The 4,854-nt window shown below is 72.4% G+C and carries 1 protein-coding gene; it reads right to left on the reverse strand.

The genetic code is table 11. From position 1 onward, the window contains the following. On the reverse strand, positions 1–4,848 hold a 4,848-nt coding region (locus ACFY2A_RS30465), incomplete at its 3' end, for an amino acid adenylation domain-containing protein (RefSeq protein WP_387176781.1). Positions 4,849–4,854 lie beyond the last annotated feature (6 nt).

Raw genomic sequence — 4,854 nt, forward strand, 5'->3', positions numbered from 1 at the left:
CGCCACCGCAACACGCCGCTCAACAAGACCAGCCAGCGTCACGTCGGGCAGATTGGCCGCTGCGGTATTCCAGCCAGACAGCAGCTGCTCGCGCTGCTTCGCGGCGAGCACCTCGACGGCGTGCAGCCGCGTTTCCGGCGCCGCCGTCACGGTCCGGAGCACCCGTTGGAGCACGGCGACGAGCCGCTCCGCGGTCGGCCGGTCGAACAGGTCCACCGAGGCGATCAGGAAGCCGCGCAGACCCGCTGGCCGACCGTCGGCGTCGAACACCTCGGAGACGGCCAGGTCCAAGTCGAACCGCGCCGTCTCGGTGGCGTCGGGACCGGGCTCCGGCGCGCCGCCCTGGGCGCCCGCACCGGGCAGGTTCAGGCCGGTCCGCTCCACGTTCTGCAGGGTGAGCATGACCTGGAAGAGCGGGTGCCGGGACAGCGACCGGACCGGCGCCAACTCCTCGACCAACCGCTCGAACGGCACGTCCTGGTGCGCCATCGCGCCGAGTGTGGTGCTGCGGACCCGCTCCAGTACCTGCCGGAACTCCGGGTCACCCGACAGATCCGTACGCAGAACCAAGGTGTTGACGAAGAACCCGACGAGGTCGTTGAGGGCTTCGTCGGTACGCCCGGCGACCGCTGCCCCGATCGGCAGGTCGGTGCCGGCGCCCAGCCGGGACAGCGACACCGCCAGCACGGCCTGAAGCACCATGAACGTCGTGACGCCCTCGGCTCGGGCCAGATCGGCGAGCTGCTGGTGGACGTCGGCCGGCACCCGCAGCGGCACCTGATGTCCGCGGTGCGTGGACACGGCCGGACGGGACCGGTCGACCGGCAGGGTCAGCTCCTCCGGCGCGCCGCTCAGCGTCTCCCGCCAGTAGTCGACCTGCGCGGACAACAGACTGTCCGGGCTGGACTCGTCGCCCAGCAGGTCACGCTGCCACACCGCGTAGTCCGCGTACTGCACCGGCAGCGGCTCCCACACCGGTGCCTCGTTGCGCAGCCGGGCCTCGTACGCGGTGGACAGGTCCCGGCCCAACGGCGCCATCGACCAGCCGTCGCTGGCGACGTGATGCACCACGAGCACGAGCACGGACTCGCCCGCGTCGGTCCGGAACAGCCACGCCCGGATCGGCACCTCCGCCGCGAGGTCGAACGCGTGCTCGGTGACCTCGCTCATCGCCCGGTCCAGCTCGTCCGCGGGCACCGGGCGGACCTCCAGGGCCCAGTCCAATCCGGCCGGGTCGAGGATGTGCTGGTACGGCTCGCCGTCGGCCACCGCGAAGACGGTGCGCAGCGACTCGTGCCGGCTGATCACGTCGCGCAGCGCGGCGTTCAGCGCGGCAGCGTTCGCGTCGGCGCCGAGCCGGACCGCGACGGGAATGTTGTAGAGGGAGTTGGGGCCTTCGAGCTGGCTGAGGAACCACAGGCGCTGCTGTGCGAAGGACAGCACCGGCCGCTCCGGCCGCACACCGGCCCGCAGCGCCGGCCGCGCCCGGCCGGCGCTTCCGCCGGCCAGCCAGGCAGCCAGCTCGGCGACGGTCGGCGACTCGAACAGCGCCCGCATCGGCAGCTCGACGCCGAGCACCGCGCGCACCCGCGACGAGAGCCGCACGGCCAGCAGCGAATGCCCGCCCAGCCGGAAGAAGTCGTCCTCGACCCCCACCCGCTCGAGGCCGAGCACCTCCGCGAACACCGCGCACAGGATCTCCTCCTGGACGGTGAGCGGCCCGCGGCCGGCGCTTGTGTCGCCCGCGTAGTCCGGCGCCGGCAGGGCCCGCCGGTCCAACTTCCCGTTGGTGGTCAGTGGCAGCCGGTCCAGGACCACGATTGCGGACGGCACCATGTACTCCGGCAGGCGCCGGCCGGCGAACTCGGTCAGCTCGTCCGGGCCCACGCCGGCCTCGGGGTCGGCCAACACGACGTAGCCGACCAGCCGCTTGTCGCCCGGCACGTCCTCGCGGGCGATCACCGCAGCTTGCGCCACCTGCGGGTGGGCCTGGAGAGCGGCCTCGATCTCGCCGGGCTCGATCCGGAACCCGCGCACCTTCACCTGGTGGTCAACCCGGCCTAGGAAGTCCATCGTCCCGGCGGCGGACCATTTCGCCAGGTCGCCGGTGCGGTACATGCGTTCGCCGGAGTCGAACGGCGAGGCGACGAACCGCTCGGCGGTCAGCCCGGCCCGGCCCACGTAGCCGCGGGCCACCCCGGCGCCGGCGATGTACAGCTCGCCAGCCACGCCGGGCGGCACCGGCTGCAGTGCCTCGTCGAGGACGTACAGGCGGGTGTTGGCGATCGGCCGCCCGATCGGCACGGTGTCGCCGACCTCCTGCCCGGCGGACACCTCGTACACGCAGCAGCCGACCACCGTCTCGGTCGGGCCGTACTCGTTGACCACGACCGAGCCGGGCGCGCGCTCCAGCCACGCCCGGACCACCGGTCCGGGCAGCGCCTCGCCGCCCACCACCCAGGTGCGGGCGGCGCCGGCCGCGGCCTCGCCGGAGAGCGACTCGGCGAGCAGCGGCAGATGCGCCGGCACGACCTTCGCGAGCCCGAACCCGCCGCGTTCGCCCAGCAGCGCGGCCAGCCCGTCGGCGTCGCCGGCCTCGTGCACCACCACGGGTGATCCGGTCACCAGTGGCACCAGCACGCTCGTGACCGTCAGGTCGAACGCCAGCGAAGAGTGCAGCGGCGCGCCACCGCCGCCGGGTGCCATCCGGTAGGCCTCGGCCGCCCACAGCAGATAGTTCGTCAGGCCGCCGTGGGTGACCGCCACGCCCTTCGGCGTGCCGGTCGAACCCGACGTGTAGATGACGTAGGCCAAACCCGCCGGGCCGACCGACACCGCCGGGTCGGTGCCCGGCTGGGCGGCGACCATCGCCGCGACCATCCGGTCGTCGACGGCGACCATCCGCACCCGGCCGGCCGGCAGCTCGTCCAGCACGTCCTCGGTGCCGAGCAGTACCGCCACCCGACAGTCGGCCAGCATGAACGCGATCCGGTCGGCGGGCAGCTCCGGGTCGATCGGCAGGTATGCCGCGCCGGCCTTCCACACCGCCAGGATCGCGGTCACCATCGCCGCGCTGCGCGGCAGGCACAGGCCCACCACCGATTCCGCGCCGATCCCCTGGCTCACCAGGTAGCCGGCGAGGCGGTTCGCGGCGGCATCAAGCTCCACGAAGGACAGTTGTGCATCGTCGGCGACCACCGCGACCGCGTCCGGGGTCTCGGCCACCTGCCGGGCGAACAGCTCGGCCGCGGTGGCGTCGGCGACCTCGGTCGCGGTGTCGTTCCAGCCGGACAGCACCTGGTCCCGCTGCCTGGCGTCGAGTACCCGCAGGGCGCTGACCGGGGTATCGGGGCGGTCGGTCAGCGCGCCGACCAGGTTCTCCAGCGTGGTGCAGAGCAACTGCCCGACCGCGTACGGATCGATCGGGTCGACGGCGAGGATCGTCCAGCTCAGCCCGTGGCCGCCCAGGTCGTTGACCGACACGGCCAGGGGGTAGTTCGTCCGCTCGCTGGAGTAGACGCCGCGCATACCTTCGGACGAGGTGTCCGGACGGGAGTTGCCGTGCCCGGCGTGACGGTAGTTGAACAGCGACGTGAACAGCGGCGTGTTCTCCGTGATACCGCTGGCCTGCTGCGCCACCGCGAGCGGCGCGTGCTCGTGTTCCAGCAGTGCGGCGAGCTGGCTGCGCATCTGCTCGACCGCCGCGCGGACGCCGACGTCGCCGGTCGGCATCCGCACCGGGAGCGTGTTGATGAACGGACCGACCACGCGGTCGGCACCGGCGCCCGCGTTCATTCGGCCGAACAGAGTGGTGCCGAAGACGACGTCGTCGCGCCCCGACAGCACGGCCAGCACCCGGGCCCACGCCACGTGCAGCACCGTCGCCGGGCTCACACCGAGACGCCGCGACACGTCCCGCAGCCGATCGGCGACATCCTGGGGGATCGGCATCCCGGCCGATGTCCCGGCACCGTCGCCGCTGACGTCCATCAGCCCGTACGGCGCGGTCGGCTCGGTCACGTCGCCCAGCAGCTCGGCGAAGAACCGCTCGTGCTCCTCCCGCGGAACGCTCCGGGCCTGCGCCACGAAGTTGCGGAACGGCAGCGCCGGCGCCAGCTCGTCGCCGCGCCCGGCCAGGAAGGCCTGCATCTCCTCGATCAGCACATCCATGCCCTGGTGGTCCTGGAGCATGTGGTGCATCCGCAGCAGCCCGAGCCAGCCGTCGCCGACCTGCGTCACGTGCAGATCCATCAACGGCGGGCGGCCCAGGTCCATCGACGACCCGACCAGATCGATCAACGCGGTCGCCGGATCAGCGAGACCCGCGTCGAGAACGTGAGTCGTGACCGGCAGCGCGGCGTTACGCCAGACCGCCTGCACCGGCTCGGGAATCCCGTCCCACACCACCGCCGTGCGGTAGATGTCATGCCGGTCGACGACCTGCTGCAGCGCCGTGACAAACCGGTCGAGCCGATCCGCGGAGTCGAATTCGAAGACCCAGATCGGCACGTACGGGTCCTCGCCGCCGCCCTCGGCCAGCAGGTGGTGGAAGAGCATGCCTTCCTGCAGGGGCGCGAGCGGGTAGACGTCGGCCACGTTCGCCGCGCCACCCTCGACGGTGGCCACCACCCGCTCGACATCCGCATCAGTGAAATCGACCAACGGCAGCATGTCCGCCGTGATCCGCTCAGCGCCGACGGGGATCAGATTCTCCGGCACCACCACCGCATCAACCGGCGCGGTCGTGGCGGCAGCCAAGCCGGCCGGCGTGGGAGACTCGAACAACGCCCGCACCGACACCGCCACACCCCGACCACGCAGCTCCTCCACCAGGCGCACCGCCAGCAGCGAATG

This window comes from Micromonospora sp. NPDC000442 (genome assembly GCF_042898635.1).
GTDB lineage: Bacteria > Actinomycetota > Actinomycetes > Mycobacteriales > Micromonosporaceae > Micromonospora.